The following is a 564-nucleotide window of genomic DNA, read 5'->3' as shown; positions in this document are numbered from 1 at the left end:
TGCGCGTCAATTCCCGCTCTTGATCTATTTCACGATGGAGAAATTGCCGGGAGACACCGCGAAAAACACATTGGTCTCACAGCCGACGCGAATACGCGCCCTGGATATGTCACGACCCAGCGGCGGGACGTCAACCTGAGCACGCCCGGTATTTGGCACCGAGACGAGCAAGGGAGGGAACAGATAGCTGTGGCCGCCGTCGATCGACAAATCAATCCGTACACGCTGGCAAGAAATCGGCGCCTGGGCCGAACCCGCACTATTCCAGCTTAGCGATTGCCTGTCGCGCGCCCGCCATTTTTCACCTCCCGCAGGATAGGTGACGGTAAACGCTTGCCCGGTGTCCACCACCCGGATTTTCCGATCGACGTAAGCGGTGAGGATAGCGCCCCCAGATTGTCACGCACCGTCAGGCGAAAATTCAGTTCACGTGTTGTTGCCGGATAGACTTCACCTATGCTGAGCTTCTCTTCTCCGAGGATTGCTTCCAGTTTTGGAAAAATGCGGGTGCCGCTGATGCCGGGTGGATAGGAGCGAAAGATTGGCCCCTTCCCCTTGTCAGAT

Annotated in this window: 1 protein-coding gene; it reads right to left on the bottom strand. The window is 57.1% G+C overall.

Annotated elements, in window-relative coordinates; all coding sequences use genetic code 11:
- Nucleotides 1–269 precede the first annotated feature (269 nt).
- On the bottom strand, nt 270–564 hold a 295-nt coding region (locus E6R62_RS40525), incomplete at its 5' end, for a hypothetical protein (protein WP_206309038.1).

It is taken from the genome of Streptomyces sp. A1136 (genome assembly GCF_004795055.1).
GTDB lineage: Bacteria > Actinomycetota > Actinomycetes > Streptomycetales > Streptomycetaceae > Streptomyces.
Note: the sequence above shows the minus strand (reverse complement) of the source record. Positions and strands in the feature narration are given on the sequence as shown.